This window comes from Microbispora sp. ZYX-F-249 (genome assembly GCF_039649665.1).
Classification (GTDB): domain Bacteria; phylum Actinomycetota; class Actinomycetes; order Streptosporangiales; family Streptosporangiaceae; genus Microbispora; species Microbispora maris.
The window spans coordinates 10880-36427 of the sequence record NZ_JBDJAW010000049.1; the positions used below are offsets into that span (position 1 = coordinate 10880).

Consider the following 25548-nt stretch of genomic DNA (forward strand, 5'->3'; position numbering starts at 1 on the left):
GAATCTCCTTACGGTGGCGGGCCGGGTGACGGCCGGTGGTCGGCGGGGTCAGCCGAGGATCCGGGCCGCGCCGAACCCGGCGGGCAGGTCGCCGCCGGTCGCGAAGCGGCCGGGCCCGAAGGCGGCGAGGCGGGGGTCGGGGTCGTCCAGGAGCAGCCGGGCGACGTGGTCGCCCCAGGCGGGCGCGAGCTTGAAGCCGTGCCCGCTGGTGCCCGCGTCGACGAACAGGTGCTCGCCGACCCGGCCGGCGACCGGCTGCCAGTCGGGGCTCACGTCGTAGAGCGAGGCCCAGCCACCGGCCACCCGGGCGCGGCGGCGCGCCGCGGAGCGGGCGGCGGAGGCCGCGGCCAGCCGGTTCAGCTCGCCGGCGAGCGGGCCGGGGAAGTCGTCGGGGTCGGCGGCGGAGGCCGGGACGACCCCGCCGGTGAGGTACTGGGTGCGGGGCTGCGGGGTCGTGTAGTAGCCGCCGGGGATGTCGATCAGGACATGCGGCACGATCTCGGCGCCGTCGGCGGGGTCGTGCTCGGAGACGGCGACGACGTGCCGTTCCACGGTCAGCGGCAGGTAGACGCCGAGCGGCCACAGCAGCGGCGCGGTCCACGGCCCGGCCGCCACGAGCAGCCGTCCGGCCCGGTGCACCGCGCCGTCGGACGTCGTCACCGCCGCCCCGCGGCTCTCCTCGGCGAGCGCGACGACCGGCCTGTGGGTGTGGAACACCGCGCCGTGGCGCCGCGCCCCCGCGGCCAGCCCGGTCGTCGTCGCGTACGGGTCCGCGTAGCCGGCGTCGGCCTCCCAGACCGCGACGGCGACGCCGTCCAGGTCCAGGTGGGGCAGCCGGGCGGGCAGCGCGCCGGCGGCGACCAGCTCACTGGTGACGCCGAGCGAGCCGAGCCGCGCGGCGGTCCCGGCGGCCGACGCCGCGTCTCCGGGGCCGTGCAGGTAGAACGCGCCGGTCCGGCGGAACCCGGACTGGTGCCCGCCGGTGTGCTCCTCGAACTCGGCGAGGAACGCGATGCCGTCCCGCGCCGTCTCCGCCAGGAAGGGGTCGGTGTAGTAGGCCCGGCAGATGCCGCCCGACCGCCCCGTGGGACCGCCTGCGACCGGCCCCTTGTCGAACACGGCCACGGACACGCCGCGCCGGGCCAGGTGGAAGGCGGCGGCCGTGCCGTGCACCCCGGCCCCGACGATCGCCACGTCGTACGTCATGCGACGGCCTCCCGGTCGCTCGGCCGGTGTCGCGGCAGCCGGGGGATCGCGGCCAGCAGCTCGCGTGTGTACGGCGCGCGCGGCTGGGTGAAGACCTGGCGGACGTCGCCGGACTCGACCACCCGGCCGTCCTTCATCACCAGCACCCGGTCGCTGACATGGTGGATCACCCCGAGGTCGTGGGAGATGAACAGGCAGGCCACGCCGAGCTCGGCCTGGAGGTCGGCGAGCAGGTCGAGCACCTGTGCCTGGATCGACACGTCCAGCGCGGAGACCGGTTCGTCGCAGACGATCACCTGGGGCCGGGGGGCCAGCGCCCGCGCGATCGCCACCCGCTGCCGCTGCCCGCCGGACAGCCGCAGCGGCCTGCGGTCCAGGACCGACGTGTCCAGGCCGACCTGTGCGAGCAGCTCGGCCGTACGGTCCCGCCGGGTCCGGCGCGGCTCGCCGCCCGCGGCGAGCGCCTCGGCGAGGATCCGCCGCACCGTGAAACGGGGGTCGAACGAGCTCAGCGGGTCCTGGTAGACGACCTGGATCCGCCGCCGCAGCGCGCGGCGCTCGGCGGAGCCCAGCCCCCGCCAGGACCTGCCGGTGATCTCCACCTCGCCCGCGTCCGGCTCCAGCAGCCCGAGCACCAGGCGCGCCGTCGTGGTCTTGCCCGATCCCGACTCGCCCACCAGCCCGAGGGTCTCCCCCGCCCGCAGCTCGAACGACACGTCGTCCACGGCCGCCCGGGGCAGCCCGTCCGGCCCGGTGAACGACTTGGCGAGGCCGGACGCCCTGATCACCACCTCGCCGGGCCGGGCCGCGGGAAGCGGAGCGGGCGCGGAGCGCGGAGCGGGGACGGAGAGCGGAGCGGGCGCGGAGAGCGGAGCGGGGACGGAGAGCGGAGCGGTCGCGGGGGCGGAGCCGTCCCCGGGGGTGGTCAGCCGGGTGCCCCGGCCGTGCTCGGAGGGCACCGCGGCCAGCAGCCTGCGGGTGTAGGCGTGCCGCGCGGCACCGAGCACGTCGCGCGTGGGCCCCTCCTCGACGACCTCGCCGTCCTTCATGACCAGCACGCGGTCGGCCAGCTCGGCCACCACCGCGAGGTCGTGGCTGATCAGCAGCAGCCCGGCTCCGGCCCGCCGGCGCTCGGCCAGCAGCCGCAGGATCTGCGCCTGCACGGTCACGTCCAGAGCGGTGGTCGGCTCGTCGGCGATCAGCAGCGGGGGCGCGCAGGCGACCGCGGAGGCGATCAGCGCCCGCTGGCGCAGCCCCCCGGAGAGCTGGTGGGGATACTGCGCGGCCCGCAGCTCCGGCTCCGGCACGCCCACCTCGCGCAGCAGCTCCACCACGCGCCGCCGAACGCCGGCCCGCGGCACGACCCGGTGCAGCCGCAAGGTCTCGGCGATCTCCTTGCCGACCGGGCGCAGCGGGTCGAGCGAGACCAGCGCGTCCTGCAGGACGTAGCCGACCTGGCCGCCCCGCAGCGTCCGCCACTGCCGCTCGCCGTACGAGGACACGTCGCGGCCTCCCACGACGAGCGACCGCGCGGTGATCTCGGCGCCGGCGCCGGTCAGCCCGATCAGCGTACGGGCGGTGACGCTCTTGCCCGAGCCGGACTCCCCCACGATGGCGACGCATTCGCCCGGGCTCACCGTGAAGGAGATCGACCGGACGGCCCGGACGGGGCCGAACGAGACCCGCAGGTCGGACACCTCGACGATCGGGTCGGCCCGCTGAGTGGTCACGACAGTCTCCCTTCGACGCGCCGCTGCAGGTGACGGCCGACGACCGTGACGGACAGGACGGTGAGCGTGATGGCCAGCCCAGGGAAGACCGCGACCCACCAGGCGACGGAGAAGTAGTCGCGTCCGGCCGCGAGCATCGCCCCCCATTCCGGGGCGGGCGGCCGGGGACCGAGGCCGAGGAAGCTGAGCGAGGACGCCGCGACCAGCGCGGTGCCGACCTCGATCGTGGCCAGCACGAGCAACGGCGCGAACGCGTTGGGCAGCACGTGCCGCACGATGATCCCGGTCCTGGTCAGGCCGAGCGAGACGGCGGCCTCGACGTACCCGGACCGGCGGATGACCATGGTCTGCGCGCGGACCAGGCGCGCGTAGCCGGGCAGCGTGTACGCGGCGATGGCGAAGACCGCGTTGAGCGTGCCCGGCCCGACGACGGCGATGACCAGCAGCGCCAGCAGCAGCCCCGGCAGCGAGAGCAGGACGTCCACGACGCGCATGGCGACCTCGTCCAGCACCCGCCCCCCGAGCGCGGCCGGCAGCCCGACGAGGGTGCCGCCGGTGACCGCGAGCGCGGTGGCGGCCAGCCCGGCCAGCACCGACGGCCGTGCGCCGTACACGATCCGGGTGAAGATGTCGCGCCCGTTTGCGTCGGTGCCGAGCAGGTGCTCGCCGTCCGGGGGCCGGAGCGCGGCGAGGGCGTCGGTGACGTCGGGCGAGCCGTGCGCGACCAGGCCGGGCGCGATCGCGATCACCGCCACGACCAGCAGGAACGCTGCCGCCGCCCAGACGCCGGCGCGCGGGACGCGCCGCCGCCCGCGCCCGATGACGGTGACGCCGGGGCCGGTGGCGGCGATGGTGGAGGCGGTCACTCAGGCACCTCGCAGTCGCGGGTCGATGGCCAGGTAGAGCAGGTCGAGCAGGATGTTGATGACGACGTAGAGCAGCGAGGCGATCAGGACCACGCCCATCACGACCGGCAGGTCCTTGTTGGCGACGGCGGTGAGGGTCAGCCGCCCGATGCCCTGCCGGGAGAAGACCGACTCGGTGATCACGGCGCCGCCGAACAGGTAGCTGACCATCCAGCCGGCCAGCGTGACCGTCGGCAGCAGCGCGTGCCGGAGCGCGTGCCGCAGGCGCACGCCCAGGTCGGACATGCCGCGCGAGCGCGCGGTGAGCACGAACGGCTCCTCCAGCGTGAGCTCCAGGCCCTCGCGCAGCACCTGGCTGAGCGTCGCGACGACCGGGATCGCCATCGCGACGGCCGGCAGGACCAGGCTCTCCGGTCCCTCACCGCCGGTGGCCGGGAAGAGCCCGAGCCCGAACGAGAAGACGGTGAGCAGCAGGATCCCGGCCCAGAACGACGGGATGGAGATCCCGACCAGCTCGACGCCGGAGAAGATCGCCCGCGCCCACCGGCGCCCGGCGGTCAGCACCGCGACCGTGACGGCGACCACGACCGCCAGCGCGAACGAGGCGAGCATGAGCTGGACGGACGCGCCGATCTGCGCGCCGATCGCCGAGGCGACCGGCTGGTGCAGCTGGTACGACTGGCCCAGGTCGCCGTGGAGCACCCGGCCCAGGTAGGTGGCGTACTGGACGAGCAGCGGCCGGTCCAGCCCGTAGACGGCGATGATCCGCGCGCGGACCTCGGGCGTGACGGTGCTGCTGCCGATCAGCAGGTCCACGACGTTGCCCGGAGTGAGGTGGAGCCCGGCGAACGCGACCGTCACCGCGCCCCACAGCACCAGGACGGACGTGCCCAGCCGCACCAGAACCGGGCGGACCACCCGGGCTCGCGCCCGGGCGGCCGGTACGGCCACGGCGGTCATGCCTGCTCGACCCAGGCGTCGTAGAAGGTCGGGTACGCCTGGGGCTCCCAGCCGATGCCGTGCACCTTCCTGCCGGCGCCGAGCAGGTAGTTGAACACGTACACCGGGAAGACCGCGGCCTCGTCGGTCACCCGCTGCTGCACCTTGGCGTACAGCCCGGCCCGCTCGGCCTGGTCGGTCGTGTCCAGCGCGTCGCTCAGCCAGCCGTCGACGTCCTTGTCGGAAAGGCGGGCGGCGTTCTGCCCGAACTTGGCGGCGGTGGGGATGGCGGAGGTGTCGAACAGGTTGCGCAGGGTGTCGCCGTCGGCGCGCTGCCAGCTGAAGTCGATCAGGTCGTAGTCGCCCTTGGGGTAGCTCTCCAGCCATTCGTTGACGGTGCCGCCGACGAACTGGACGTCGAAGCCGATCTTCTTGGCCTCGGCCTGGATCTGCTCGGCCAGCGTGTCGCGCTGCTCTCTGGCGAACTCCTTGAGGAACCCCCAGCGGATCGTCAGCCGCCTGCCGTCCTTGGTGCGGTAGCCCTCGGCGTCCTTCGACGCCCAGCCGGCCTCGTCGAGCAGCCTGTTCGCCGCCGCGGGATCGTACTTCGCCTTCCCTTCGAGGGTCTTGTCGTACCCGTCGGTCGCGGGAGAGACGGGGCCCGCGGCGGGCTGGAACGCTCCGAAGTAGAGGTTCTTCACGATCGTCGCGAAGTCGATGCCGTCGCGGAACGCCTGGCGGACCCGCTTGTCCGCGAACGGCCCGGACGTGGTGTTCGGATAGTAGTTGTAGTTGCCGCCCGGCGCCTGCCGCGTGGTGATCGTCAGCCTGGGGTCGGCCCGCACCTGCCCGACGTTCACCGGCGGCACGCTGGCGATCGCGTCGACCTGCCCGCTGGTCAGCGCGCCGAGCCGGACCGAGTCCTCGGTGATGACCTTGATCTCCAGCTTGTCCAGGTACGCCGCCCCGGTGTGCCCGGCGCCCTCCGGCGCCCAGTCGTAGCCGGGATTGCGGTGGTAGGTGATGCCCTTCTGCACGACGTACTCGTCGATGACGAACGGCCCGGACCCGACGACCTTCTTGCACAGCGCGTCCTGCGGCTGCTGGAGCGACCGCGGCGACTCGATGCCGAAGTACGCCGTGGCAAGCGCCGGCAGGAACGGCGAGTACGGCCTGCTGAAGCTGACCTTCACGGTGTGCGGGTCGACGACCTCGCTGCCCTCGTACGGCTCGATGTAGCCCGCCGCGAGCTGGGACTTGGTCGCGGGATCGACGATGTGGTCCAGGTTGGCCTTGACCACCGCCGCGTCGAAGGGGGTGCCGTCGGAGAACTTCACGCCCTCGCGCAGCTTCAGCGTGTAGGTCTTCTGGTCCTCCGAGACGGTCCACGAGGTGGCCAGCCAGGGGTGGATCCGCCCCTCGGTGTCCAGCGACACCAGCGAGTCGAGCACGGGCCGGGTGAACAGGCCGGCCACGTCGGCGGGGCTCTGGTGCGGGTCGAGGCAGGTGGAGGGTTCGGTGTTGACGCCGAAGGTGAGCGTGCCACCCTTGACCGGCCCGCCGGGGGCCTTGGCCTCCGCCGTCTCCCCGTTCCCCGTGCCGGAGGCCGTAGGGGCGCTCGTGCCGCAGGCGGTCAGGGTGAGCGACAGGGAGACGAGCACGGCGGCGGATGATCGGATGCTTGTGGACATCGCAGGGCGAGCCTTTCGCGTGGTTCTCTGCCGGTGGTTCTAGACGAGATCGCGGGGGTGCGGCTGCCGCACCGCCGCGGTCACCTGCGGGGCGACCCGGTCCGCCCAGTCGGCGAGGATCCGGTCGAGGCCGGGGATCTCGGCCTCGAGCAGCGCCAGGCCGGGGGTGGGCACGGACGCGCCCAGCTCGATCAGCAGGGGACGCAGGTGCAGCTCGACGGCCAGGGCGTGCCGCGGAGAGCCCATGACCATCAGCGGCAGCGCCGCCGTTCCGGTCAGCGCGCCGCCCGGGAGGCGGTCGAGGAACGCCTTGAGCAGGCCGGTGTAGGTGGCCTTGTAGGTGGGGCTGGCCACCACGAGCACCCGCGCTCCGGCGGCCAGCTCCAGCGCGACCTCCACCGTGGGAGAGGGGGTGGGGGTGAACAGGTGCGGGCCGATCGCGGACAGGTCCACGACCTCGGGCGGCGCGTCGTGCCCGATCCGGCGCCCCAGCGCCTCGGCCGCCGCCACCGCCGCGAGGTGGGTCCGGGAGCCGCCCCGCGGGTTGCCGACCAGCGCCACGACGGAGCTCACGACGTCACCCCCTCGTGCCGCGCATCGGCGGTGTGACGGGCGGGTCCGGTGCGCGGATCCGCGGGGTGCGCGTTCTCACAGAGCGTGCGGGTGGTCAACGGACGGTCCTCCATGTCGGGGAGACGGCGCTCGGCGCGGAAGCGGAAGCGGGGTCACGGGTGGGCGATGAAGCGGCCGAAGCGGCCCTGGTGGTACAGCAGCGGACGTCCCGGCGCGCGCACCTCGGCCCGGGTGACCAGGCCCACGACGAGGACGTGGTCGCCCACGCCGACCCGCTCGTACGGCAGGCAGATGAGGTGGGCGGAGACGTCGTCGAGCAGCGGCGCGCCGAGCGGTCCCTCGCGCCACCGGGTGGGCTCGGCGAACCGGTCGATGCCCTTGCGCGCGAAGCGGGCCGCGAGGTCGGCCTGGTCGCTGGCGAGGACGTTGACGGCGAAGTGGTCCGCCTCACGCAGGGACGGCCAGGTGGTGGACGCCTGGTCCACGTAGAAGGACACGAGGGGCGGGTCGAGGCTGACCGAGGAGAACGAGGTGGCGGTCAGCCCCACCGGCACTCCCCCGCTCCGCGCGGTGATCACGACGACCCCCGCCGCGTGCACCGCGAGGGCTCGCTTGTAGTCGTCGGCGTCGAGGGCGGGGCCGAGCAGAGTCTCCGTCATGGCAAACCTCCGGATGGTCGCAGCTGCTCTCGGGGGTCGATCCCGTCGGCCGGCAGCATCACGGCACGCGGGATCGGGGATTCGGATGGAGGCGGGACCGGGGCCGGACGAACGCCCTGGCTGGTACCGCAAACGTACGATCAGATGGGCCTAAAGTCAATATTTCCTACCAGCTATACATAAAATTGGCCGAGACGGGCCACCGCCGCTCCGAGCCCGCCTCACAGGGACGAGACGATCTTGGCAATCAGCTCGTAGGAGCGGATCCTGGCCTGATGGTCGGGCACCTGCGTGAGCACGAACAGCTCGTCGGCGCGGGTGCGGCGCAGGAGGTCCCCCAGGCGGGGGGCGACGTGCTCGGGGCCGCCGACGAACTGGGGGCCGATCCTCTCGCGCACGAACCGCTCCTCCGCCGCGGTGAACCGGTGGGCGGCCGTCTCCTCCTCCGTCGGCAGCAGCGTGGCCGGATCGGCCGTGCGCATGAGGATCTGGCCGTACACGAAGGAGGCGGCGAGCCGGTGCGCGCGTTCGTCGCTGTCGTGGACGACGGCGATCACCGCGACGCCGGTGCGCGGCCCGGCCAGGGCCGCCGACGGCCGGAACGCCCGCCGGTACGCCTCCAGCGCCTCCGGCGCCCCGCCGCCCACGATCGCGTGCGCGTACACGTACGGCAGGCCGAGCCGGCCGGCGTACGCGGCGCTGGACGCGCTCGACCCGACCAGCCAGATCTCGGGCGGGGTGCCCGGCTCGGGGATCGCGCGGACGCCGCCGCTGCCGCCGGCGAAGTACTCGTCCAGCTCGCGCAGCGCGTCGCCGAAGTCGAGCCGGCGCGGGTCGCCGAGACGGGCCGCGGCCGCCCCCGAGCCGCCGGCCGCGCGGCCGAGCCCGAGGTCGACCCGGCCGGGGTGAAGCCCGGCCAGCACGCCGAACTGCTCGGCCACCGCGTACGGCGAGTGGTTGGGCAGCAGCACCGCGCCCGAGCCGACCCGGATCGTGGCGGTCGCCGCGAGGATGGCGCCCGCGAGCACCGCAGGACTGGAGGTCGCGAGCGCGGGTGTGTCGTGGTGCTCGGCCACCCAGTGACGCCGGTAGCCCAGCGCCTCGACGGCCCGGGCCAGGTCGACGGAGCGGCGCAGCGCGTCGCCCGCGGTGTCGCCTCGCCAGACCGGGGCGGTGTCGTGCACGGAGACGGCGATTCCCTCGGCCAACGTCCTCTCCTTCACCGAATGGAAAGAGGCATATCCGGAGGATGCCTCACGTTGATCGGAGTAAACCTGAGGCACCCTCAGGCTGTCAACGGAGAGGCCGCGCGGACCGGCTGTGAACGGGCGCGCTCAGGTCACGACGACGGGGTGACGCACCACCGCGTCGAAGCCGTAGCCGAGCGTGTTGCAGGCCGCGCTGCCGGGCTGCCTCGCGCCCGTCTCGTCGGCGGCCCGGGCGAGCAGCCGCAGCTCGCCCGCCTGCCGGGGAGTCCAGGGGAAGGTCCACCGGACCCAGCCACGCGGATGCCGGTCGTCGCGGAGGCGGGCCGGCCGCCATGACACGCCCTCGTCGTCGCTCACCTCGACGAGCACCACCCGCCCGTGACCCGACCACGAACGGCCGCGCAGCAGATGCTCACGCCCTGCCTGGAGACGGGCCGGCCAGGGCAGTTCGAAGGCGCTCTTCACCCCCATGCGGGTCAGCGGCGGACCGCCCCCGGGCGGGTGGCCGGGGCCGTGCATCCGGTACAGCCGCGTGCTCCACGGCGACTCCAGCGGCCGCGCCGACACCTCGACGTCCCCCAGCCACTTGATCGAGGCGACGCCCGCCCATCCCGGCACCACGAGCCGGGCCGGGTAGCCGTGGTCGGGCGGCAGCGGCCGCCCGTTCATCTCGTAGGCCACCAGCACGTCGTCCAGCGCCTTGGCCACGGGAAGCGGGCGGCGCACCCTCCCCAGGTTCTCCCCCGCCTCCACGTAGTCGGCGTCGAGCCCGCGCGGCATCAGCGCGACCGCCCGGTCGCCCATCCCCGCTCTGCGCAGGATCGTCGCGAGCCGCACGCCGCGCCAGCGCGCGACCCCCACCGCGCCCAGCCGCCAGGGCGTGCCCGACACCTCCTGGCCCTGCTGCTCGCCGTACAGGACGCGGCCGTTACCCGCGCACTCGATGAACGCGGTCACCGTCTCGGCCGGCATGCCGAGGATGTCCCGGTAGGTGAACGCGACCGGCCCGCCGTCCAGCCCGTCGCCCCACAGCGTGAGCCGCCAGGTCGCCGCGTCGATCAGCGGGGTCGCGGTGTGGTTGCGGACGAAGAACAGGTCGTCCGGCGTCAGGTAGTCCGCACCGCGCAGCGCCTCCCAGCGCGTCTCCGCGTTCGTGCCGTGCACGGCGAACAGGCGTGGGGGCAGGGGTTTGCGGATGCCGGGCCGCGCGGGCGGCGCCTGCCCCGCCCGCCTCGCCCCGGGCGCCGTACGGCCGGGTTCCCGGCCGTCCTCGGCGGTGGTGGACCGTGTGTCCATGCGCCCTCCTCACCTGTGGTGTCAGCCGGCCGGCCTCCGCAGGGCGACCGCCGGCACGGGAATGGGCGGAAAGGGGTTGTCCGGCAGCAGGATCACGCGGCGCGGCCGGTCCGCCTGCCCCGCCGCGTCCAGGTGCAGCAGGGCCGCCCCGATCCCCGCCGCCCCGGTGAGGTAGCCGGTGTCGGCCGTCACCTCGCCGGGGCGGTGCCGCCGGTACGCCTGGTACCAGCGGTATCCCCTGCCGTCGTAGCCGGTCGCCCGGCCGATCAGGTGGTCGGCGAGCCTGCGGGCGAACTCCAGGTGCTCCTGGTCCCCCGTCGCCGCCCACAACCCCACGTACAGCTCGATCAGCCCCGCCGTGCCGCAGCACTGGCAGGCGACGTTCCACAGCCCCGCCGTCTGCCGGAAGGGCGCGCCGGACTCCCTGACACCCCCGGCCAGCCGCTTCACCCACTCCAGGTCGCCGCCGTCGCCGGTCACCCGATACAGCTCGTAGAACATGCGGGCGATCCCGGCGGACCCCGAGCAGTACCCCAAGTGGTCGCCGACCATCACCCCGCGCCCGGTCGCCACGCCCGCGGCCCGGACGAGGCCCGCGCCGCGGCGTGCCGCGTCGAGGAACGACTCCTCACCCGTCGCGCCGTAGAGGCGGGCGAGGAGGAACGCGGTCCCGGCCGTGCCGGCCAGGAAGCCGGGCGCGGCCGCCTCGGCGGGCAGTGCCGGGCACGCCGCGGGCCGCTCGCGGGGCGCGGTCAGCCGCGCGATCCGGCGTCCCGCCTCGATCGCCATCTCCTCGTAGGCCGGCACGCCGAGCGCCGCCGCGGCACGCAGCAGCCCCAGGACGACGCCGCCGTCGCCGCGGGGGGTGGGATCCCCCGACCAGCCGATCCCGCCGTCGTCCATCGCACGGGCGCCGCGGACGATCCTGTCGGCGGCCGCGACCGCCTCGGCCTCGAACCGCTCCTCGCCGAGCACCCAGCCGGCCTCGGTCAGCGCGAGGACGACGCCGGCCAGGCCGTGGTGGAGCGACACGCCGGACTGCCGCCGCCACGTCGCCGCGAGGTAGCGGGCGCCCGCGCGGGCGTCCTCCAGGTAGGCCTCGTGCCCGGTGCCGGCGGCGAGCTCCAGGAAGAACAGCACGATCCCGGCCGCCCCGGAGTGAAGGGACACAGAGCGGAATGAGGCGGGGGGGAGGGACGCGGGCCCGCCGGGCGCGGCCGGCCTGCCGTGCGGATCGGGATTGGCCCGCCATCGCCTGCCGTGCTCGTCGTCGACGGCGGCCGTACGGATCCACCGCCCCGCCATGATGGCGGCCGTCAGCGGAGTGTCTGCGCGCTCACCGGAGGAGCGGATCGGGTCCGGGCCCATGGGCCGATTATCCCACAAACCTGGTAGGTAATAGCAACTATATTCCCGGACAGTTTTCCGGCATTCCCTATTGACTTGGTTGGTATTTCCGCCCCACAGTCGAGCCGAACCCTCGCACTCCCCGAGAAAGGCGTCCGGCGTGAGCGACGAACACCCCCCGACCGTCGGCGAGCACACCCGTGCCGCTATCAACGAGGACTGGGCCGCCACCATCGTCGGCCTCGTCCTCCTCGTGCTGGTCATCACCGGCGTGATCCCGACCGGGCTGGTGCCGTGATGAGCGGCGAGGCGGCCGTCCCCGCCGCGACGCGGGCCCCGGCGTGGCAGTGGCCCGCCCTGGGCGTCCTCGTCGTCCTCGCCCTCGCCGCGGGCACCAGGGCCCTGGAGAAGGGCGTGCCCGAGTGGTTCGCGGGCTCCGGCCTGGCGAAGGCGATCGAGTTCCCCGTCTACGCGATCGCCCTCGGCCTGCTGGGCAACGTGGTGCTCACCGCGACCGGGCTGCGCGACCGCCTGGCGGCCGGCTTCCGCACGGAGTTCTTCATCAAGACCGGGCTCGTGCTCCTCGGAGCGTCGATCAACCTGAAGGTGATCGTCACCGCGGCCGGCCCGGCGATCCTCCAGGGCATCGTGCTGATCAGCGCGGTGTTCCTGTTCACCTGGTGGCTCGGCGGCCGCCTCGGGCTCGACGACAGGCTGCGGGCGCTGCTGTCGGCCGCGGTGTCCATCTGCGGCGTCAGCGCGGCCATCGCGGCGGCGGGAGCCGTACAGGCCAGGCGCGAGCAGCTCGCCTACAGCGCGAGCCTGGTGATCGCGTTCGCCCTGCCGTCCATCTTCGTCCTCCCCGCGCTGGCCTCGGCCCTGGGCGTGAGCCCGGAGGTGGCGGGCGCCTGGATCGGCGGCAACATCGACACGACGGCGGCGGTGACCGCGGCGGGCACGCTCGCCGGCGAGAACGCGCTGGCGGTCGCGACCATCGTCAAGGTCACCCAGAACGCCCTGATCGGCGTCGTGGTGGTCGCGCTGACCGCGTGGTTCGCCTTCCGGATCGAGCGCCGTCCCGGCGCCGAGCGGCCGGGCGCGGGCGAGCTGTGGCGGCGGTTCCCGAAGTTCGTGCTCGGCTTCGTGGCGGCCTCGGTGCTGGCCACCTGGTATCTGTCCACTGTCGGCGCGGCCGAGGGCAAGGCGGCCATCGGTGTCGCCAACGATGTGCGCACCTGGTTCCTCATCCTGGCCTTCGTCAGCATCGGCCTGGAGTTCAGGGTGGCCTCGCTCAGGGAGGCCGGCTGGCGTCCGGTCGTCGTCTTCGCCGCCGCCACCGTGGCCAACGTCCTGCTGGCCCTGGGGCTCGCCACGGTCCTGTTCAGCGGTTTCACCGTCGCCTGACCGGCAGTGCCCGGGAGATTTCCCCCGGGCCCCGGCCGGGCCCGGGGAACCCCGTCAGCGTCGCCGCGGGAGACGCCGGGGACGCCACCGTGCTACGTCCTCGTCCTCGTCCTCGTCCTCCTCCGGAGCGGCGTCGTCATCCGGCAGGTCGTACCAGTGCGTGTCGCCCGGGTAGGGGTCGCGCGGCGTGCCGGGCACCTCGGTGCGGCTCCCCACGGCGTCCGCAGGCAGGCCGACGGATGACGCTGTACGGTCGAAATCGAACACGGTCCCATCTTAGGCAGATTCCATACATACCTGGTGGGCATTGCGGGGATTGCGATCTCGCTGCGTGGCCGACGCCCGGCTCCGCGGCCGTGTCGAACCGGCCGCGAGGACGGCCAGCCCGGCGGCCGCGACACCGGCACCCACCCACAGGGGGGAGACGAAGCCGTGGCCTGCGGCGATCGCCAGCCCGCCCAGCCACGCGCCGAGGGCGTTGCCGACGTTGAAGGCCGCGATGTTGGCACCCGAAGCCAGCGCCGGGGCGTCCTGGGCGTACTTCATGGTCCGGAGCTGGAGCCCGGGCGCGGTGGCCAGCCCCGCCGTGCCCATCAGCAGCAGCGAGACGATCGCCATGACCTTGCTGTGCGCCGTCAGCGCGAACACCGCGAGAACCACGGTGGTCACCGCCATGATCGTGATCAGAGAGGCGTTCAGGGCCCGGTCGGCGAACCTGCCGCCGAGGTGGTTGCCCACGAACGTGCCCACCCCGAAGAGCACCAGCAGCCAGGGCACAACGGTGATGGCGAACCCGCTGACCTCGGTGAGCGTGAACGCGATGTAGGTGAACGCGCCGATCACGCCGCCGAAGGCGAGGACGCTGACCGCGAGGGAGACCCAGACCTGCGGCCTCCGGAAGGCGCCGAGCTCGCCGCGCAGGCCGTTCCCGGCGGGAACCGGACTCGCCGGCACGAGCAGCCGGATGCCGGCCAGGGTGACGACGCCGACGACCGTGAGCGCCCAGAACGTCGAACGCCAGCCGAGCCGCTCGCCCAGCAGGCTGCCGAGCGGAACCCCGGCCACGTTCGCCACGGTCAGACCGGCGAACATCAGCGCGATCGCGCCGGCCCGCCGGTGGGGGGCGACGAGGTCGGCGGCGACCACCGAGCCGACGCCGAAGAACGCGCCATGGCACAGGGCCGCGACGATCCGGCCCGCCATCAGTACGGCATAACCCGGCGCGAGCGCGGAGATCAGGTTGCCGGCGATGAACAGGAGCATCAGCGCCAGCAGCACCTTTTTGCGCTCGAACCGGCCGACCGCCGCGGTCAGCGCGACGGCGCCGACCGCCACGCTCAGCGCGTACCCGGACACGAGATGACCGGCGACCGGTTCGCTCACTCCGAGGTCCGCCGCTATCTGGGGCAGCAGCCCCACGATCCCGAACTCGGTGAGCCCGATGCCGAAACCTCCCAGGGCCAGGGCGAGGAGCCCGACAGGCATGACTAACCCTCCGTTGGCAGTTGCGTCGGCGGGCCTCGAGGCCCGCCGGACCGCCATGGTGCCGCTCACGCCGGCCCTCGCACGAGTGGCCCGACGGCCACCCTGTGAAAGAATCTGGCCATGCACCGAGTCGTGATCCTGGCCCTGGAGGGCGTGTATCCGTTCGAGCTGAGCATCCCGCAGCGAATCTTCAGCGTCGCCGCAGGAGCGGACGGCGAGCCGCTCTACGAGGTCCTGACCTGCGGTGTCAGCCGTACGGTCCGAACCGACGCGGACTTCTCGATCACGGTGGACCATGACGTCGACGTCATCGCGACAGCCGACACCGTGGTCATCCCCCCGTTCACCCCTGCGGGGCATAACCCGTCCGATTGGCTGCCCGCGCCGGTCGCCGAGGTCCTGGCCCGTCTTCGCCCCGGCGTGCGACTGGTGTCCATCTGCACCGCGTCCTTCGTGCTGGCCGCGGCCGGCCTGCTCGACAACCGGCCCGCGACCACGCACTGGAACGAGGCCGACCGCTTCCGGCGGATGTTCCCGGACGTGCGGCTGGACGCCGGCGTGCTGTTCACGGACGACGGCGACGTGCTGACCTCGGCGGGCGTGGCCTCCGGCATCGACCTGTGCCTGCACGTCGTGCGCCGCAACCACGGCGCCGCGGTCGCCCAGCGGGTCGCCCGGCGCTGCGTCGTTCCCCCGTGGCGCGAGGGCGGCCAGGCACAGTACGTCGAACGGCCCGTCCCGGCGATGCCCGACATGTCCACGTCGGCGACCCGGGCATGGGCCCTCGAGAACCTGCACCGGCCGATCACGCTCCGGGAGCTGGCCGAGCATGCCCGGATGAGCGTGCGCACGTTCACCCGCCGCTTCCGCGAGGAGGTCGGCATGACTCCGGGCCAGTGGCTCACCCGGCAGCGCGTCGAACTCGCCCGCCGGCTGCTGGAGAGCACCGACCTGCCCGTGGACCGCATCGCCGCCGAGGCCGGGTTCGGCACCGGCGCCTCCCTCCGCCAGCACCTCACCGCCGCGCTGGGTGTCTCCCCCACGGCCTATCGCCAGACCTTCCGGGTCGTGGAGTCCGTGGCCTGAATCGCCCAGGCCCGGCCGCCGCGAGGACGGCGCGGCTCTCTCGCTTCACACCACGGCGGGGACCACGGCCGTGACGGCGTGCGCGACGTCCAGGGCCCTGCGGGCGTAGGCGCGGACGTCGGCGTCGGAGTCGCCGAGAGCGCCGTGCAGGGCCGCGGCCACCTCGGGCCGCGCCGCCCATGCGGACAGCGCGAGCACCGCGGCCTTGCGCACGTCGAGGTGCGGGTCGGCCAGCGCCGCCACCAGCGGCTCCACCGCCAGGCCGGGATCGGCAGCGGCGAGTCCGCGCGCCGCGCCCACCCGCACCTGCCACGCCGGATCGGCGAGAGCCCGTACGGCCGCCTCCGCGAAGGCCGGCTCCCCTTGCAGAGTCCGGCCGAGCCCGGCGGACGCCTCCAGGGCCGCCGCCCGGACGAGCGGGTCGGCGTCGGCGGCGAGCCTCGCGAGGGCGGGGGCGCCGTCGGCCAGGCCGATGACACCGAGCCCCCTGGCCGCCTGCACACGCACCTCGCGGTCCTCGTCGCCGGCGGCGAGCGCCACCCGCGCCGCGTCGTCGAGCGCGACCAGCCCTCTGACCGCCTCGATCCGCACCCGCGTGTCGGCGTCCGCCAGCGCCGCCTCGAACAGACCGGCGTCGCCGAGGCGCAGGGCCCGCAGCACGTCCAGGACGGCCGCGCGCACGGCCGGGTCCCCGGCTCCACGGGCCCCCACCGCAGCGCCCTCTCCCGCGTCGGCCCCCGCCGCATCGGCCCTCGCCGCCGGCTCTGCCCGGCCCGCTCCCTCGTGTCCCGCGTAACCGGCGGCCGCGCGGAGCGACAGGCCGAACTCGGCTGTCGCGGGCAGCACCTCGACGAGCTCCCGCAGGCCGGTCGCGGCGGCGCGCCGCACCGTGCGGTGCGGGTCGGCGAGGGCCCGGGCCAGCGCCGTCTCCACACCCCGTGGCGCGGTCTCGGTCAGCGTCGCGACGGCCGCCCTGCGGACCTTGGGATCGGCGTCCTCCAGGTATGGGGTGATCTGGTCCAGCGCCGGCTCGCCGTCGGCGAGCCGCAGGAGTTCGAGGATGCGCGGCGAGCGCCCGATCGCCTCCACCGCGAGCCGCCCGCCCGCCGTGCGCCGCGCCGGGCCCGCCGGGCCGTACGCCCCGACCACGACGGGCTCGGCCGAACGGGGGGCGAAGCCCTCGACGGGCACGAGGTACGGCTCGACCGGGCGCTTGACGAACTCCATCGCCCCGTCGGCGTTCTTGCGCAGGTTGAGGTGGTAGAGCCACTCGTCGTCGTCCCGTCCGGGCAGGTCGGCGCGCTCGTGGTAGAGGCCCCACCTGCTCTCGGTGCGGACCAGCGAGGACCTGGCGGCCATCTCCGCGCAGTCCCTGATGAACGTCACCTCGGCGCAGCGCATCAGCTCGTGCGGGGTCCTGGCGCCCATGGCGGCGATCTCCTCGCGCATCCGGTCGAACGTCTCCAGGGCGATGTCCAGCTTCCTGGCGGTCTTCGGCGGGGCGACGTAGTCGTTGACGAACCGGCGCAGCTTGTACTCCACCTGCTGCTGCGGCGGGCCGTCCGGGTTGCGCAGCGGGCGGTAGACGAGCTCGTGCGCGGCGGCGACCTGGTCCTCCGGCAGTCCTGCCGGCCTCCGGTGGTGCCCGGCGGCGTGCGCCCCGGCGAGGTCGCCGAACACGAACGCGCCGATCATGTAGTTGTGCGGCACGCAGGCCAGGTCGCCCGCGGCGTACAGGCCGGGGACGGTCGTGGCGCCGTTCTCGTCCACCCAGACGCCCGAGGCCGAGTGGCCGCCGCACAGGCCGATCTCGGAGATGTGCATCTCGACGTCGTGGGTGCGGTAGTCGTGCCCGCGCCCCGCGTGGAAGGTGCCCCGGGTGGGGCGCTCGGTGGTGTGCAGGATGTTCTCGAGCGCGGTGAGCGTCTCGTCGGGCAGGTGGCTGGTCTTGAGGTAGATCGGGCCGCGGGCCGAGCCGATCTCCCTGGCCACCTCGGCCATCATCTGGCCCGACCAGTAGTCGCAGTCGACGAACCGCTCCCCCTCGGCGTTGACCTGGTAACCCCCGAACGGGTTGGCGACGTACGCGCAGGCCGGGCCGTTGTAGTCCTTGATCAGCGGGTTGATCTGGAAGCACTCGATGCCGCTGAGCTCCGCGCCCGCGTGGTAGGCCATCGCGTACCCGTCCCCGGCGTTGGTCGGGTTCTCGTACGTGCCGTACAGGTAGCCGCTGGCGGGCAGGCCGAGCCGCCCGCAGGCGCCGGTGGCGAGGATCACGGCGCCGGCGGCGACCGTGACGAACCGGCCCGATCGGGTGTCGAACCCGGCGACGCCGACGGCCCGGCCCCCGCTCGTCAGCACGCGGACCGGCATCACCCGGTTCTCGATGCGCACCTTCTCGCGGATGTCGCGGCGGCGCAGCACGCGGTAGAGCACCTTCTTGACGTCCTTGCCCTCCGGCATGGGCAGGACGTAGCTGCCCGAGCGATGGACCCGGCGCACCGCGTACTCGCCGTGCTCGTTCTTCTCGAACTTCACGCCGTAGCGTTCCAGCCGCCGGACCATGTCGTAGCCGCGCGTGGCCGTCTGATGGACCGTGCGCTGGTTGACCACGCCGTCGTTGGCCCTGGTGATCTCGGCGACGTAGTCCTCGGGCGTGGCCTTGCCGGGGATGACCGCGTTGTTCACGCCGTCCATGCCCATCGCCAGGGCGCCGCTGTGCCGTACGTGCGCCTTCTCCAGCAGGATCACGTCGGCGCCGCGCTCGGCGGCGGTGATCGCGGCCATGGTCCCGGCGGTGCCGCCGCCGACCACCAGGACCTCGCATTCCAGGTGCGTACGGTCGGCCGGGGAAGGGATGTCCACTTTCACAGCTCCTCGATGATGCGGGCGCGCAGTTCGGCGCGGTCGATGTCGGGGGTGCGCGGGTCCGGCACGGGCAGGACGCATCCGATGCCGCCGTGCCCGCCGTGATGCCCGCCGTGATGCCCGGCGTGATGCCCGCCGTGATGCCCGAGCACGACGACCCGGTCGGCGAGCAGCAGCGCCTCGTCCACGTCGTGGGTGACGAAGACGACCGTGGCGAGGGTGTCGCGGAGCACGTCCAGCAGCAGTCGCTGCATCTCGCCCCGGGTCTGCGCGTCCAGCGCGCCGAAGGGCTCGTCCATGAGCACGGCGCGCGGCGCGCCCGCCAGGGACCTGGCGAGCTGCACGCGCTGCCGCATGCCTCCGGACAGCTCCCGGGGCAGCCGGTCCTCCCAGCCGGCGAGGCCGACCCGGCCGATCCAACTCTCGGCGGCCGCCCTGCGCTCCCTCCTCGGCACGCCGCGGATGCGCAGCGGCAGCTCGACGTTGCGGCGGACCGTGCGCCAGGGCAGCAGCGCGTCGTCCTGGAAGACCATGGCCCGGCCGGGCGACGGCCCGCTGACCGGCACCCCCTGGGCGAGGACCCGGCCGGCGCGCGGCGCCAGCAGCCCCGCGATCGCCCGCAGGACGGTGGACTTGCCCGATCCGGACGGGCCGACGATCACCAGGACCTCGCCGGGGGCGATGTCGAGGTGCAGGCCGTCCAGCACGGCGTGCCGTCCGTAGCCGAGCGACACGCCCTCCAGCCGGATGGCGAGCCCGGCGTCCGCGCGCGTGGTCTCCACTGCGGGGGCGCTCAACGGGTGCCCCCTTCCCCGCGCGGCAGCCACCGGGTGAGGCGGCGGCCGAGCAGTTCGACGGAGGCCGAGGTGACCCAGCCGAGCACGCCGATCGACGCCATGCCGACGAGCACCGCCGGGTAGTCGACCACGGTGTAGGCGTGCCAGGTCCGATAGCCCACGCCGAACTCCCCGGAGATCATCTCGGCGGAGATCACGCAGATCCAGGCGACGCCCATGCCGACCGACAGCCCGCCGAAGACGCCCGGCAGCGCGCCCGGGAGGACGACGTTCCACAGCACGTGCGCGCGCCCGCCGCCCATGGTGCGGACCGCGTCCTCCCACAGCGTCGGCAGCGCGCGTACGGCGTGCCGCGTGCTCACCATGATCGGGAAGAACGCCGCGGCGAACGTGATGAACACGATGCCCTGCTCGTCGCTCGGGAACACCAGGATCGCGATCGGCACGAGGGCGATCGCCGGGATCGGCCGGACGACCTCGATCGGCGGCAGCAGCACGTCGCCGAGCCACCGGGACCGCGCGACCAGGACGCCCAGGGCGATGCCGGCGACGGCCGCCAGCGCGAACCCGGTGAGGATGCGGATCACACTCTGGGCGAGGTCGAGGTAGTAGATCCGGGTGCCCAGCTGCCGGCCGAACTCCGCCGCGACCTCGGTGGGCGAGGGCAGCCGGTCGAACCGCAGTCCGACGCGGGCGTCCGCGGTCGTCAGCCACTGCCACAGCGCGACGACGACCGCCAGGGAACCGAGCCTGACCACCCACCCGCGCAGGCCGGCCGCCGTTCTCGTCCGGGCCGTCCGCGCCGCCGGGGCGTCCGCGGCTCCGGAGGCGGCGGGAGCGAGCGTCGCGTCCAGCGCCGGAGTGCTCATCGCGACGCACCTCCCGCCGCCTTCAGCTGCCCCGCCGCGGCCTTCAGCGCCTCGTCGTAGCCGACGATCTCGGCCCCGGGGTGCTCCTTCACATAGGACTGCGCGCCGTCCTGCGTGGTGAAGGGCTTGAACCGCTCGTCCTCGCCCGCCGCCGGGTCGCGCACCCAGACCGACCTGTCCGCGAACCAGTGCGTCCCGGTGGCCGCGTCCGGCACGTACGCGGCCCGTACGGTCCTGCCGCCGGAGGTGGCGGCGGCGACCTGGCGCAGCAGGCAGGCGGGGGTGGCCGCGGGGCGCAGCCGGTCCTCCCCGGCCAGCCAGACCTCGCCCGCCTTCGCCGGGTCGCCGGCGGCGGTCCCGCAGGCCTCGTCGGTCCCGTCGATCTTCGCGGCGTTGACGGTGCTCGCGGTGTCGGCGTCATAGGAGGCGCCGTACGCCTTCCTGAGGTAGGAGTCGTTGGCGAACCTCGCCACGTCGACGCCGGCGAAGTCGGTGCCGATCGACTTGAGGTACTTCTGGTCGTGGTCGAGGGCGGCCAGCAGCCGCGGCTTCATCGTGACGTCGAACGACGCGATGCCGTCGCGGCCGTTGTAGAGGTAGACGACCTCGGCCGGCAGGCCGGTGGCCTCGGCGACCGCCTCGGCGGCCTCGACCGGATGCTCGTGCAGGTACCTCGTCGCGTCGATCTGCGCCTGCAGGAACGCCTGGACCACGTCCGGGTGCTCCTTCGCGTACGCCTGCCGTACGACGACGCCGTGGAACGTCGGCACGTCGAGCGCCGAGCCGTCGTAGACGAGGCGGGCCTGGTCCCGGAAGACGAGCAGCCCCGGCCAGGCCACGAACTGGGCGTATCCCTGCACATTGCCCGACTGCAGCGCGGACGCGCCGACCGGCGGCTGCTGGTTGACGACCTCCACGTCGGTCGCGGGGTCCAGCCCGGCCCGCTCCAGAGCCTGGACGAGCGTGCCGTGACCGGCCGACCCGGAGCTGGCGGAGACCTTCTTCCCCTTCAGGCCGGCCAGCGTCCGCACGTCCGACGACGGGGCGACGACCACGGAGTTCAGCCCGCCGCGCAGGTTGTAGCCGGTCACCGAGACGAGCTCGGTCCGCGCGGCGGCCACGCCCTGGGTGCGGGAGGCGTTGATGAGGAGCGGGTAGTCGCCCATCGACCCGATGTCGATCTTCCCGGCCACCATCTTGGCGGTGATCGGGGCGCCGGTGTCGTAGTCCTGCCACTCGACGCGGTACCCGTCTCCGAGGCGCTTTTCGAGGTAGCCGAGACCGCGCAGCAGCGTGCCCGCGGTCACGGTGTTGATGGTCTTCGACTGGTATCCGACGACGACCGTCCGCCTGCCGTCGCCGGCGCCGGCGGAGACGGAGCACCCCGCCGCGGCCAGCAGCGCCACGGCGGCGATGAGCTTGCGCATGGGATGTCCTTCTATCGGAGCAGGTAGGGGATGTTCACCGTGACGGCGTCCGCGGGGCACCGGTCGGCGCAGGGGCCGCAGTACCAGCACTCGTCCACGTGCATGTACGCCTTGCCGCTGACCTCGTGGATGGCCAGCGAGTCGAGCGGGCACACGTCCACGCACAGCGTGCAGCCCTCGATGCACAGTGACTCGTCGATCGTCACGGGCACGTCGACGCGGTTATCGACCAGGGTCATCGGTGTTCCTCCAGAGGTGGCCACGCATGGTGAGGCGGTCGCCGCGGAACCTGACGAACTCCAGGTCGACCGGGCGGCCGTCGGACAGATGGGTGAGGCGCTCGACCATGAGCAGCGCCGCGCCGCGCGGCGCGTCGAGGACGGCCGCGGTGTGGGGGTCGGCGTTCACGGCCTCGATCGTCAGCTCGGCCACGCCGAGCGGCTGCCCGGCGATCCGTTCCAGCAGCACGAACACGTCGTTGTGCACGAGATCGGCGTCGAAGAGCGGCTCCCCCACCTCGCGGACGAGATAGGTGAGGTCGAGCGAGAGCGGCAGGCCGTTGAGCCGGCGCAGCCGCTCCACGTAGACGACGTCCTCCCCCGGCGGCAGGCCGAGCCGCCCCCGCACGGCGGCCGGAGGCGGGATCAGCCCCATCGCGCGGACCTCGTTGGTCACCTCGCCGTGCTCCCGGAGGGTCTCGGCGAGGCCGAGCAGCCGGTGCAGGCCGTGCGGGTACTTCTCCGCGGCGACGGTGGTGCCGACGCCCGGGCACCGCTCGATGAGGCCCTCGTCCCGCAGCAGGTCCAGGGCGTCCCTGATCGTGTTGCGGGAGGTCCCGAACTCCCGTGCGAGGGCGGCCTCCAGCGGCAGGTGCCCACCGCCGAAGCCGCCGTGCAGGACCTCCCGCCGCAGCAGGTCGGCGACCTGGCGGGCCCTGTCCGCCCGGCGCCGTCTCGCGTCCGCCAACTCCATGAAGCATAAGCCTACTGTTCAGGTAGGGATATGCGGATAACGGCGGAATTACGCCACCCCGGCAGGTCGCCTCACCGCCGTGAGCTGCGATTTCGTCGGGAGGCAGCCGACAACCGCCACCCCCGGGAGCGGTGACGGAGCCCGCCGATCAGTCGTCCGGGGTGATCAGGCCGCTCGAGTAGGCGTACGCGATGGCGCGGGCCCGGTCGCGCAGGCCGAGCTTGTCCAGCACCCGGCCGAGGTGGGTCTTGACCGTCGTCTCGCCGAGGAACAGCCGGGCGGCGATCTCGGCGTTCGACAGGCCGCGGCCGACCAGCGCCAGCACCTCCGCCTCCCGGGCGGTGAGCCTGTCCAGGGCCGGGTCGCGCGGGCGCGGGCGCGGGGCGCCGGCGTACCGGCCGATGACCCGCGGCACCACGGCCGGGTCGAGCAGGCCGCGCCCGGCGGCCACCTCGCGCAGCGCCTCCAGGAGCTGCTCGGGCGGGGAGACCTTGAGCAGGAACCCCGCCACCCCGGCCCGCAGCGCCCCGTCGACCAGCACGTCCTCGTCGAACGTGGTCAGGATCAGCACCCGCACGCCCGGGTGCTCCGCGGCGATCGCCCCGGCCGCGCCGATTCCGTCCAGGCCCGGCATCCGGGCGTCCATCAGCACGACGTCCGGGCGCGTCGCGGCGGCCACCCGGACCGCCTCGTCGCCGTCGGCGGCCTCCCCGACGACCTCCATGTCCGGCTCGTCGGAGATCAGCATGCGCAGCCCGGCGCGCATGATCGCCTCGTCGTCGGCGAGCACCACCCTGATCATGCGATCCCTCCGGCCGGGACGGGGAACGTCGCGTACACCTCGTAACCACCGGCCTCGCGGGGGCCGGTGCGCAGCGTCCCGCCGAACATGCCGACCCGCTCGCGCATCCCCACCAGCCCGTGCCCGCCGGCGCGCGACTCGGGGGACGCGGGGGACAGGGGGGACACGGGGGACACGGGGGACACGGCCGGGGCGCCGCGGCCGTCGTCGGTCACCCGGAGCGCGACCTCACCCGTGCGGTAGGCCACCTCGATCGCCGCCCGGCCGGCGCCCGCGTGCCGCAGCACGTTCGTCAGGGCCTCCTGGGCGACCCGGTACGCCGACATGTCGAGCCCCACGGGCAGCGACACGGGCTCCCCGGTGACGGCCAGGGAGATGTCGAGCCCGGCCGACCGCACCTGAGCCACCAGGTCCTCGATCCGGCGCAGCGACGGCGGGGGCCCGAGACCGTCGGCGGCGTCGGGCCGCAGCAGCCCGACCACCCGCCGGATCTCCTCCACCGAGCGGCGGCCCAGCTCCTCCACCTGGGCGAGCGCGTCGCGTTCGACGGGACGGTCGGCGAGCCTGCGGCGCAGCACCCCGGCCTGCATCGTCATGACGCTCAGCGTGTGCGCCACGGCGTCGTGGAGCTCTCGGGAGATCCTGGCCCGCTCCTCGTCGACGGCCGCCCGCGCCCGGGCCTCGCGTTCCGCGGCCAGCGCGTCGGCGAGCGCCGCGAGCTGGGCGGACCGCGTCTGCTCCCGGCGCAGCAACGCGCCGAGACACCAGGCGCAGCTGACCAGTGCGCCGAAGAACAGGAACTCCCATGGGCTCTCGCCGGACACGGTCAGCGCCGCCGCCGGCACCAGCGCGGCCCCCGCGGCCGCGGTCAGCCCGCGGCGGACCGTGCTGCGGAATCCGGCGTGCGCCACGAGGACCAGTTCCGCGATCAGCTGGGCGCCGCCGAGACCCTCGGCCCCGGCCGCGAGCGCGAGCGGGAAGCTCAGCATCGCGATGGTCATGCCGGTCACCGGGTACAGCGCGGCGACCGGGAAGCACGCCGCGACCGCCGCCGCGAGCGCGATGTCGCGGGCGTTCGTGCCGCCGCGCCCGGGGTCCGCGGACATCTCGACCGCCGCCACGACGGCGAACAGCATCGCGGCGCCCACACCGAGCGCCAGCCACTGCCCACGCCCCTGCGGTGCGCGCACATCGCCCTCCAAACGGACAATCGCGACCTAAGTGGCCGCCACATGGAGGGTAACGGCACGCGGGCCACCCGGGGATCGGCTCCCGGGAGGACCCCGCGCGGCCGTCCGTCCTCCCCGGAGACGACCCGGCGCCGCCTTGGCCGCCTCACGGTCGCAGAGACGACGGACCCGCACGGCGATCCGCCGGACCCGGCCCCGGCCATAGCTTTCCGGCCATGACAACGACGAACACCGGTTTCGGCGCCACCGGCGCGCCGCTGCGCCGCCTCGCCGGCGCCGCTCTGATCACCGCTCCGGTCCTCATGACCGGCGGCATGCTCACCTCGCCGCCGCAGACCGGCGACTCCTCCTCCGCCTACCTCTCCTCACTCGCCGGGGACTTCGGCCTGACCGTGCTGTCGGCGAACCTGTTCCACTACGCCTGGGTGCTCATCGCGCTGGGCGTTCCGGGCGCGTTGCTGCTGCTGCGCGGCCGGCGCGGCCGGGGGCTCACCACCGCCGGCGTGGGGCTCACGATGTTCGGAGCGATGCAGATGTCCGGTCTGCTGCTGTCGGACTGGTTCACCGGGGCGATGCCGGGCGTCGTCCCCCTCGGCGACGCGGTGCGGGTCTTCGACCAGGTGACCGCCGACCCCTCGCTGAGCGCCTGGCGGCTGAGCGGCGTGGCCGGAGGCGTCCTGCTGCTGCCGCTCGTCCTGGCGGGGCTGGCCCGGGCCGGCGTCGTCGGCTGGTGGACGGTGCCGGTCGTCGCGCTCCCCTACCTCGCCGGTCCGGCCGTCCCGGTCGCCGGGCCGGTGCTGGCGCTGGCGGCGTACGCCCCGCTCATGCTGGTCGGCGCACGGCTGCTGCGCCGGTCCCGATCCGACGTGCGCACCGCCGAGGCGGCCGGCTCGCACGACTCCTCCGATCGGCCGGTCGAGACCGGCCGATAGGCCGGACCCGCCCGGCCGAGTGGCCGCCACGATGAGCCCGGAGGCGGAGGCCGAGCCTGCGGACCGTCGGACAGAGTCGGGGTGCCGCCCCCGAGAGTCCGTGAAAGGCAATGACGTGGAAGCCCTGCCCATCCTCCTTTCCGCCGGCCGCCTCGGCGCCCTCGTGCCACCGCCCGCCGCACGTGCGCGTCACGTCGTCAC

At 74.1% G+C, this 25548-nt stretch carries 24 protein-coding genes; 4 read left to right on the forward strand and 20 right to left on the reverse strand.

Annotated elements, in window-relative coordinates; genetic code table 11:
• Positions 1-48: 48 nt before the first annotated feature.
• The 10 genes from AAH991_RS35100 to AAH991_RS35145 all read right to left on the reverse strand — a co-directional run bounded on the left by AAH991_RS35100 (position 49) and on the right by AAH991_RS35145 (position 11536).
• Positions 49-1206 carry an NAD(P)/FAD-dependent oxidoreductase gene (locus tag AAH991_RS35100; RefSeq protein ID WP_346230243.1) on the reverse strand — a complete coding sequence of 386 codons (1158 nt, stop codon included), beginning with the start codon at positions 1204-1206 and terminating at the stop codon, positions 49-51.
• A complete protein-coding gene (locus AAH991_RS35105) occupies positions 1203-2936 on the reverse strand; it encodes a dipeptide ABC transporter ATP-binding protein (protein ID WP_346230244.1) in 1734 nt (577 codons plus the stop codon). Before AAH991_RS35105 ends, AAH991_RS35100 begins: the two co-directional genes overlap by 4 nt.
• Complete coding sequence (locus AAH991_RS35110; protein WP_346230245.1) at positions 2933-3802, reverse strand: ABC transporter permease; 870 nt, start codon at positions 3800-3802, stop codon at positions 2933-2935. Before AAH991_RS35110 ends, AAH991_RS35105 begins: the two co-directional genes overlap by 4 nt.
• Entirely contained in the window at positions 3803-4762 is a 960-nt protein-coding gene (locus tag AAH991_RS35115) for an ABC transporter permease (protein WP_346230246.1), read from the reverse strand.
• Positions 4759-6432 carry an ABC transporter substrate-binding protein gene (locus tag AAH991_RS35120; protein WP_346230247.1) on the reverse strand — a complete coding sequence of 558 codons (1674 nt, stop codon included), beginning with the start codon at positions 6430-6432 and terminating at the stop codon, positions 4759-4761. The genes AAH991_RS35115 and AAH991_RS35120 overlap by 4 nt, the downstream gene beginning before the upstream one ends.
• A 39-nt stretch (positions 6433-6471) precedes the next feature.
• The gene (locus AAH991_RS35125; protein ID WP_346230248.1) at positions 6472-7005 is read right to left on the reverse strand and encodes an NADPH-dependent FMN reductase; all 534 of its coding nucleotides are present in this window, start codon (positions 7003-7005) and stop codon (positions 6472-6474) included.
• A gap of 152 nt (positions 7006-7157) precedes the next feature.
• Complete coding sequence (locus AAH991_RS35130; RefSeq protein ID WP_346230249.1) at positions 7158-7664, reverse strand: flavin reductase family protein; 507 nt, start codon at positions 7662-7664, stop codon at positions 7158-7160.
• 221 nt (positions 7665-7885) lie between these two features.
• Positions 7886-8872 (reverse strand): MsnO8 family LLM class oxidoreductase, encoded by a 987-nt coding sequence (locus tag AAH991_RS35135; protein WP_346230250.1) that lies wholly within the window; start codon positions 8870-8872, stop codon positions 7886-7888.
• A gap of 126 nt (positions 8873-8998) precedes the next feature.
• Positions 8999-10168 carry a sulfite oxidase gene (locus AAH991_RS35140; RefSeq protein WP_346230251.1) on the reverse strand — a complete coding sequence of 390 codons (1170 nt, stop codon included), beginning with the start codon at positions 10166-10168 and terminating at the stop codon, positions 8999-9001.
• 21 nt (positions 10169-10189) lie between these two features.
• Positions 10190-11536 carry a lanthionine synthetase LanC family protein gene (locus tag AAH991_RS35145; RefSeq protein WP_346230252.1) on the reverse strand — a complete coding sequence of 449 codons (1347 nt, stop codon included), beginning with the start codon at positions 11534-11536 and terminating at the stop codon, positions 10190-10192.
• A gap of 139 nt (positions 11537-11675) precedes the next feature.
• On the opposite strand from AAH991_RS35145, the gene AAH991_RS35150 reads away from it, so the two are divergent.
• Entirely contained in the window at positions 11676-11813 is a 138-nt protein-coding gene (locus tag AAH991_RS35150) for a hypothetical protein (protein WP_169984971.1), read from the forward strand.
• Complete coding sequence (locus tag AAH991_RS35155) at positions 11813-12919, forward strand: YeiH family protein (protein ID WP_346230253.1); 1107 nt, start codon at positions 11813-11815, stop codon at positions 12917-12919. Before AAH991_RS35150 ends, AAH991_RS35155 begins: the two co-directional genes overlap by 1 nt.
• Before the next feature lie 54 nt (positions 12920-12973).
• Here the strand turns inward: AAH991_RS35155 and AAH991_RS35160 are convergent, their stop codons facing one another.
• Positions 12974-13186: a hypothetical protein gene (locus tag AAH991_RS35160; protein WP_346230254.1), complete on the reverse strand. Its 213-nt coding sequence runs from the start codon at positions 13184-13186 to the stop codon at positions 12974-12976.
• Positions 13187-13195: 9 nt separating this feature from the next.
• Positions 13196-14404: an MFS transporter gene (locus AAH991_RS35165; RefSeq protein ID WP_346230255.1), complete on the reverse strand. Its 1209-nt coding sequence runs from the start codon at positions 14402-14404 to the stop codon at positions 13196-13198.
• A 120-nt stretch (positions 14405-14524) separates the two neighbouring features.
• On the opposite strand from AAH991_RS35165, the gene AAH991_RS35170 reads away from it, so the two are divergent.
• Positions 14525-15490 (forward strand): GlxA family transcriptional regulator, encoded by a 966-nt coding sequence (locus AAH991_RS35170; RefSeq protein ID WP_346230256.1) that lies wholly within the window; start codon positions 14525-14527, stop codon positions 15488-15490.
• Between the two features lie 45 nt (positions 15491-15535).
• Here AAH991_RS35170 and AAH991_RS35175 read toward each other — a convergent pair whose 3' ends face one another.
• The 8 genes from AAH991_RS35175 to AAH991_RS35210 form a co-directional block, all read right to left on the reverse strand.
• The gene (locus tag AAH991_RS35175; RefSeq protein ID WP_346230257.1) at positions 15536-18355 is read right to left on the reverse strand and encodes a fumarate reductase/succinate dehydrogenase flavoprotein subunit; all 2820 of its coding nucleotides are present in this window, start codon (positions 18353-18355) and stop codon (positions 15536-15538) included.
• A gap of 2 nt (positions 18356-18357) precedes the next feature.
• On the reverse strand, positions 18358-19155 hold the full coding sequence (locus AAH991_RS35180) for an ABC transporter ATP-binding protein (protein ID WP_346230258.1): 798 nt from the start codon (positions 19153-19155) through the stop codon (positions 18358-18360).
• Complete coding sequence (locus AAH991_RS35185) at positions 19152-20024, reverse strand: ABC transporter permease (protein WP_346230259.1); 873 nt, start codon at positions 20022-20024, stop codon at positions 19152-19154. The genes AAH991_RS35180 and AAH991_RS35185 overlap by 4 nt, the downstream gene beginning before the upstream one ends.
• The gene (locus AAH991_RS35190) at positions 20021-21451 is read right to left on the reverse strand and encodes an ABC transporter substrate-binding protein (RefSeq protein ID WP_346230260.1); all 1431 of its coding nucleotides are present in this window, start codon (positions 21449-21451) and stop codon (positions 20021-20023) included. Before AAH991_RS35190 ends, AAH991_RS35185 begins: the two co-directional genes overlap by 4 nt.
• Before the next feature lie 11 nt (positions 21452-21462).
• On the reverse strand, positions 21463-21690 hold the full coding sequence (locus AAH991_RS35195) for a ferredoxin family protein (RefSeq protein ID WP_346230261.1): 228 nt from the start codon (positions 21688-21690) through the stop codon (positions 21463-21465).
• A complete protein-coding gene (locus AAH991_RS35200; RefSeq protein WP_346230262.1) occupies positions 21674-22423 on the reverse strand; it encodes a GntR family transcriptional regulator in 750 nt (249 codons plus the stop codon). Before AAH991_RS35200 ends, AAH991_RS35195 begins: the two co-directional genes overlap by 17 nt.
• A 148-nt stretch (positions 22424-22571) precedes the next feature.
• A complete protein-coding gene (locus AAH991_RS35205) occupies positions 22572-23225 on the reverse strand; it encodes a response regulator (protein WP_346230263.1) in 654 nt (217 codons plus the stop codon).
• Complete coding sequence (locus tag AAH991_RS35210; protein ID WP_346230264.1) at positions 23222-24415, reverse strand: sensor histidine kinase; 1194 nt, start codon at positions 24413-24415, stop codon at positions 23222-23224. The genes AAH991_RS35205 and AAH991_RS35210 overlap by 4 nt, the downstream gene beginning before the upstream one ends.
• A gap of 215 nt (positions 24416-24630) precedes the next feature.
• Here AAH991_RS35210 and AAH991_RS35215 point away from each other — a divergent pair, with 215 nt between their 5' ends.
• Positions 24631-25347, forward strand: coding sequence for a hypothetical protein (locus AAH991_RS35215; RefSeq protein WP_346230265.1), 717 nt, complete (start codon positions 24631-24633; stop codon positions 25345-25347).
• Positions 25348-25548 lie beyond the last annotated feature (201 nt).